General features: G+C 60.1%; 6 protein-coding genes. 3 read left to right on the forward strand and 3 right to left on the reverse strand.

Annotation, left to right across the window (positions count from 1 at the left end; genetic code table 11):
- Nucleotides 1–40 precede the first annotated feature (40 nt).
- Nucleotides 41–301 carry a hypothetical protein gene (locus RTS12_RS19975; protein WP_312531778.1) on the reverse strand — a complete coding sequence of 87 codons (261 nt, stop codon included), beginning with the start codon at nt 299–301 and terminating at the stop codon, nt 41–43.
- A 44-nt stretch (nt 302–345) separates the two neighbouring features.
- Here RTS12_RS19975 and RTS12_RS19980 point away from each other — a divergent pair, with 44 nt between their 5' ends.
- Nucleotides 346–1,470: a Ppx/GppA phosphatase family protein gene (locus RTS12_RS19980; protein WP_312531780.1), complete on the forward strand. Its 1,125-nt coding sequence runs from the start codon at nt 346–348 to the stop codon at nt 1,468–1,470.
- Nucleotides 1,470–2,267, forward strand: a complete 798-nt coding sequence (locus tag RTS12_RS19985) for an RlmE family RNA methyltransferase (protein ID WP_312531782.1) — start codon at nt 1,470–1,472, stop codon at nt 2,265–2,267. The genes RTS12_RS19980 and RTS12_RS19985 overlap by 1 nt, the downstream gene beginning before the upstream one ends.
- A 77-nt stretch (nt 2,268–2,344) precedes the next feature.
- Here RTS12_RS19985 and RTS12_RS19990 read toward each other — a convergent pair whose 3' ends face one another.
- Complete coding sequence (locus RTS12_RS19990) at nt 2,345–3,433, reverse strand: AraC family transcriptional regulator (RefSeq protein WP_312531784.1); 1,089 nt, start codon at nt 3,431–3,433, stop codon at nt 2,345–2,347.
- 93 nt (nt 3,434–3,526) lie between these two features.
- Nucleotides 3,527–4,429 (reverse strand): tRNA (adenosine(37)-N6)-dimethylallyltransferase MiaA, encoded by a 903-nt coding sequence (miaA, locus tag RTS12_RS19995; protein ID WP_312531787.1) that lies wholly within the window; start codon nt 4,427–4,429, stop codon nt 3,527–3,529.
- A gap of 77 nt (nt 4,430–4,506) precedes the next feature.
- On the opposite strand from miaA, the gene pyrH reads away from it, so the two are divergent.
- Nucleotides 4,507–5,241 carry a UMP kinase gene (gene pyrH, locus RTS12_RS20000; RefSeq protein WP_312531789.1) on the forward strand — a complete coding sequence of 245 codons (735 nt, stop codon included), beginning with the start codon at nt 4,507–4,509 and terminating at the stop codon, nt 5,239–5,241.
- Nucleotides 5,242–5,370 lie beyond the last annotated feature (129 nt).

Here is a 5,370-nt window from a genome sequence, read left to right on the forward strand (position 1 = left end):
ACTCCGTGACGGCGCAGACTGACGAGAAAGGGGCGGAACATCACAGCAACCGGCTAAGGACCACCGTGAGGATCAGGCCGATGACCGTAAAGGCCAGGCCATATCCGGCAGCATATTGCAGGCGGTCGGCGCGGTTGCCTTCCAGCTTTCCGGCGCGCATCCAGCCATAGGCCGCGCCAACGATAAGGGCAAAGATCACAATCATAGCCGCGCAATAGCCGATCAGCGCGCTTGGGGGAAGGGGGATTGGCCGTGTTACGGGGCGGGCTGCGCGTTTGTTGGCACTTGAATGGCACAGCATGGAAGGTTACTTTCAAGGTAACTTGAAATCGGAGGGCGTGTGCAATGACGCCCAAGCGTCCCGCGGGTGCGGACGCGTTCCCGAATCTGCCGGTTGAGCCGCTCGTAACCCGCCCAGCCGAGGAGGGGGAGCTTTATGCTGCCCTGGATCTCGGCACAAACAGTTGCCGGATGCTGATTGCCCGACCCAGGGGCAATCAGTTTCAGGTCGTTGACAGCTTCTCTAAGCCCGTCCAGCTTGGGCATGGGCTTGAAGCATCTGGTCGATTGTCGCGCTCGTCTATGGCGCGGACCGTCCATGCCTTGCAGGTTTGTCGGCGCAAGCTGGAAAGCCATAAGGTCACGCATATGCGTCTGGTTGCGACCGAAGCCTGTCGGCGGGCGCGCAACAGTCGTGATTTCATGCGCATGATCCGTCGCGAGACGGGCTTGCCCATCGAAGTCATTGGCGCAGAAGAAGAGGCTCGGCTTGCGGTTATTTCCTGCGCGCCTTTGGTCAGTCACCGTACCGAGCAATTGCTGGTCGTCGATATCGGGGGCGGTTCGACCGAATTGGTCTGGATCGATCTCGAGGATGTTCCGCTGACCGAAAGGCCTCGCGCGATCATGCGTCTGGCCGATGGCTTTGCCAATCCCAAACCCGGAGGGGCGCGGGTGGTGGACTGGATCTCGGTGCCGCTTGGCGTGGCCACCCTGCGCGATCAATTCGAGGATGTGCAGGATGATCAGGGCCGCTTTGCGCTGATGTCATGGCATTTCGAAGAGATGCTGACCAGTTTCGCCCCCTATGTGAATGCAGGCACCCCCGAGGAAGGATTTCAGATCATCGGCACCTCGGGAACGGTGACGACGGTTGCGGCCAGCCACCTTGGCCTGCGCCGCTATGACCGAACCAAAGTTGACGGATTGACCATGACCTCGGTTCAGATCGACCGGGTGATCCGTGACTATCTGGCGCTTGGCCCCGAGGGGCGGCGCACCGACCCTCGGATCGGTCGCGAGCGTCATGCGCTGATCATGTCGGGCGCGGCAATTTTGCAGACTTTGATGCGTATCTGGCCAACAACACGCTTGTCGGTTGCGGATCGCGGTTTGCGCGAAGGGCTGCTATACGCACAAATGGTGCGGGATGGCGTTCTTGTACCAGAGCATTTGAACGGAGTGGCCTGATGGCTGAAGGCAAGAAACCGGGCGGCGGTAGTCGTGCGGGAAAAGGGACATCGGGACGGGGTCAGCGCGATCTGCGTGTCAGGGTCAAGACCGCACGCGGACGCAAGCTGTCCAGTACGCTTTGGCTTGAGCGGCAATTGAACGATCCCTATGTGATCCGCGCCAAGCGCGAGGGCTATCGCGGTCGAGCGGCCTATAAGATCCTAGAGTTGGACGACAAGTTTCGCTTCCTGGTGCCTGGCGCACGGGTGGTTGACCTTGGCTGTGCGCCGGGGGGCTGGTGTCAGGTCGCCGTGCGCCGGGTGAACGCATTGGGCGAAAAGGGCGACAAGCGCGTGGGTCAAGTGCTGGGGGTCGATCTTCAAGAAGTCGATCCGATTGCCGGTGCCGAGATCCATCAGCTGGATTTTCTGTCCGAAGGCGCAGATGATCAGGTCAAGGCATGGCTTGGCGGCAATGCCGATGTGGTCATGTCGGATATGGCCGCGGCCTCTTCGGGGCATAAGGGCACCGACCACCTTCGGATCGTGGCTTTGGTCGAGGCTGCGCTGCAATTTGCCTTTGATGTGCTGGAACCGGGCGGGACTTTTATCGCCAAGGTTCTTGCCGGTGGGGCGGAAAGCGAGATGCAGACCATCCTTAAGCGCAACTTCACCAAGGTTGCCAATGTGAAGCCCCCGGCCAGCCGCTCGGATTCATCCGAGAAATTCGTGGTCGCGCAGGGTTTCCGTGGACGGCCCAGTGACGCCAAACCAGTAGACAGCGCCAAGGATCAGCCCGAGGCCGATCTGGGGTGAATGACGATGTCCCAATGACGCTGGCTTAAATCATGGCCACCCATGACCACCCATGGGCGCTGTAGGTCCGTCTTGCGTTAAAGTTCTCCACCAAGAATGCCGTCACCGTCGGTCTGATCCCGACGGTGACGAAAATAATCTGGCCCGCGTCCGGTTGCGGCCACAAAGGCGCGATTCATATGACCAAGGCTGACATAGCCCAGTTCGATCGCGATTTCTGCAGGGCTTTGACTTTGCGCGGCCAGCATCTTGACCGCACGTTCCAGCCGCAGATCGTAAAGCAACTCTAAGGCCGAGCGTCCCCGACAGCACCGACAGGCGCGGTCAAGCACGGCCGTTGTCACGCCAAGCGACTGCGCCAAATCGGCGATCGTCAATCCGCGCCCCAGATCGCGCCGCGCGAGGGCAAGGTAACGCTCGGTCAGAGGTCTTGCGCGGCGCAGGTCGTCGGTCGGATGGTGCTGGTCAGGATGTTCGGGCTCGAGCCGGCTCAGCGTCAGCGTGATGAGGGTGAACTGCTCGATCACGCTGCGGCGGGTTGCAGCGCTTAGTTCCACCTGAGGCAGTTGCACCATGATGCGGCGCAGCGCCACCAGATCGGGGTTGCGCGGGCGACCCAGGATCATCTCGCTGGGTAGGCGGACCGAAAGTCTGCGCTGAACCGCGGGGGGAATGCTCAGCACCTCTCCCTCGGCCATGGGCCCTTGCCAAAGGGCAAAAGCGGTGCCGGCGGGGATAAAGGCCAGCTCACCTTCGCGCTGCATGTGATGAAGGCGGGGCAGCTCGATGCGCAAACTGCCACCGCTAAGCCAGATAAGCAGATGAACTGGGCTGACACGTGGCGCAGCAGCGCCGCCAATTCCCCGCGCAGCGCCGCCCCAGCTAAAGCCAGAAAGCGAGCGCAGGCGCATCGCCTCGCCCAAGGTTTCTGGGCGCGCCGCATAGGGGCGGGTGGCCGCCGGAGAAAGCGCAATATTGGCAGGCAGTGGTGCGGGTGGGGCAAGATCCGCGTCGCTGCGTGGGTCATGAAGGGCGGGCGGCTGAATATTGGGTGCGGCAATCGAGGCTTTGTGCAGCCGCGCGACCTCTGGGTCGTCTGCGCTGTCCAGTCTGGCGCGGTTGACCCAGGCGGGCAACCAGTCGATCTGGCGTGCAACGTCGCTCATCTGCCCAAGATTGTTTCACTGTTCTGCCTAGATCATGCTGCGCGTTTGCCTAATATTTAGAAAGAGGAAAGTCGAAAATACCTAAAAATTCTTTCAAATACCGGCATTTATATGACGCCAGTCCCGCATGCGTCCGCGAAACCAGATGCGTTGAGATTTGGCATATTGCCGGGTCGAGATCACGGCCAGTTCGATCGCCTGATCAAGAGTTAGTTCCCCACGAAGATGTGCTACCAGCTCTGGTGCGCCGATGGCCTTGGCCCATTGGGCGGCGCCATCCCATTGGGGCAAAAGCGCATGTACTTCGTCCAGTGCGCCTTCGTCCATCATCAGGGAAAAGCGTGTGGCAATCCGTGTGGCAAGACGGTCACGATCGGCGTCGATGACAAGCAATTGTCCCTGATCGGGGGAAATGAACGGCGGCGGGGTCTCAGCCTGCCACGAGGTAATGCCGCGTCCGGTTGCTGTCAGAACCTCCCAGGCGCGCTGAACGCGGGCGGGGTTTTTCAGATCGATGCGGGCATGGGTATCTGCGTCCAGGGCCGCGATCATCTGCTGCAGTCCGCCCGCAGCCAGCATCGCATCGCCCTGCGCACGAATTTCAGCCGGAACCGGCGGAATGACGGCCAGACCGCGTGTCAAAGCCGACATATAAAGTCCGGTGCCACCGGTAATGATCAGCCGCCCGTTTGAGCCGGGCTGTGCATCGGGTTGCGCAAGTGCACGCACGGCGGTCAGCCAATCCCCGACGGAATAGCTTTGGCCCGGATCGACATGGCCATAAAGCCGATGGGGCGCGCGGGCCTCGTCTTTGGGCGAAGGGCGTGCGGTCAGGACGCGCCAGCACGACCAGATTTGCAGCGCATCGGCATTGACGATTGTGCCCCCCTGAGCCTCGGCAATGGCCAAAGCAAGGGCAGATTTGCCGCTGGCCGTCGGGCCTGCGATGACAATATGACGTTCTGGGTCAAGACCCTGTGGCAGTGTGGCGCCCATCACCCTATCTTCCGGTTGAATATCGGGCCTCTTTGCGACATTTTGCGCGACAATGAAACAGCCGGTGGAAGAACGCGATGTCGGAACAGCAAAATCAAAGCCAAACCAGTTATAACCGCGTTCTGCTTAAGATCTCGGGCGAGGCGCTCATGGGTGATCAGGGCTATGGTCTGCATCCGCCGACCGTCGCGCGCATCGCGCAAGAGGTCAAATCGGTACATGATCTTGGCGTCGAGATCTGTATGGTCATTGGCGGTGGCAATATTTTCCGTGGCCTTCAGGGCGCAGCCCAGGGCATGGAACGCGCGACCGCGGACTATATGGGCATGCTTGCGACGGTCATGAACGCATTGGGCATGCAGGCAGCGCTTGAGGGATTGGGTATTCATACCCGCGTGATCTCGGCGATCCGCATGGATGAAGTGGCCGAGCCCTATATCCGTCGCCGTGCCGTGCGCCATCTTGAGAAAAAGCGCGTGATCATTTTTGCGGCAGGTACGGGTAACCCTTATTTCACCACCGATACCGCAGCCACCCTGCGCGCCAATGAGATGAATTGCGAGGCGATCTTCAAGGGCACCAAGGTTGACGGTGTTTATGACAAAGATCCCAAGAAGTTCGACGATGCCAAGCGCTATGACAGCGTTACCTATGACGAGGTGCTGCAAAAGCATCTGGGCGTCATGGATGCTTCGGCAATTGCGCTTGCGCGTGACAATGATCTGCCGATCATCGTGTTTTCCCTTGATGAACCGGGCGGATTCCGGGGAATTCTTGCCGGGCAGGGGACTTACACCCGCGTTCACGGTTAAAATACCGCCATATCCTTTGCCATGCGGGCGTCTCTGGGATAGAAACGCCTGAAACCATAATATGAGGCCCTGACCACGCATGTCCGATGACATTCAGATTGACACCGACGACCTTGAACGCCGGATGAA

It is taken from the genome of Paracoccus sp. (in: a-proteobacteria), from assembly GCF_032007265.1.
Taxonomy (GTDB): domain Bacteria; phylum Pseudomonadota; class Alphaproteobacteria; order Rhodobacterales; family Rhodobacteraceae; genus Paracoccus.

Coding starts and splice junctions, on each gene's coding strand:
- RTS12_RS19975 (WP_312531778.1), bottom strand. CDS start 301: ATGCTGTGCCATTCAAGTGCCAACAAACGCGCAGCCCGCCCCGTAACA.
- RTS12_RS19990 (WP_312531784.1), bottom strand. CDS start 3,433: ATGAGCGACGTTGCACGCCAGATCGACTGGTTGCCCGCCTGGGTCAAC.
- RTS12_RS19980 (WP_312531780.1), top strand. CDS start 346: ATGACGCCCAAGCGTCCCGCGGGTGCGGACGCGTTCCCGAATCTGCCG.
- pyrH (WP_312531789.1), top strand. CDS start 4,507: ATGTCGGAACAGCAAAATCAAAGCCAAACCAGTTATAACCGCGTTCTG.
- miaA (WP_312531787.1), bottom strand. CDS start 4,429: ATGGGCGCCACACTGCCACAGGGTCTTGACCCAGAACGTCATATTGTC.
- RTS12_RS19985 (WP_312531782.1), top strand. CDS start 1,470: ATGGCTGAAGGCAAGAAACCGGGCGGCGGTAGTCGTGCGGGAAAAGGG.